Source organism: Crenobacter sp. CS_VA4, assembly GCF_055597485.1.
In genome coordinates this window covers 1-230 of the sequence record NZ_JBVMAE010000225.1, presented here as the reverse complement: position 1 = coordinate 230, position 230 = coordinate 1, and the positions used below count along the sequence as shown (strand labels likewise).

Sequence of the window (230 nt, the reverse complement as noted above, 5' to 3'; positions counted from 1 at the left end):
CCAAAGACGCGACATCTTCACCCGTTCCAACCCGGCCTTGAAGAATTCCGACATGAATGAAGACATGTTCAGTCCAGCTGAAAAATGCATCACTGGCTGCTTGCCCGCACCATTCCGCATCCTCAGACCGCCCACTGCCGCCGACGCCGAAAAGAAAGGCTTCACTCAGAGATGTTCGAATTCCTTCGGCTCTTTTACGTTCAAGCTCCGCCTTTCGGTCTGATTGAGCC

Annotated in this window: 1 protein-coding gene; it reads left to right on the top strand. The window is 53.5% G+C overall.

Annotated features, from left to right (window positions below):
* Window positions 1-223 (top strand): hypothetical protein (locus ACZ2IA_RS23355; RefSeq protein ID WP_470294958.1); only part of this gene is annotated, 223 nt, incomplete at its 5' end.
* Window positions 224-230: the final 7 nt, after the last annotated feature.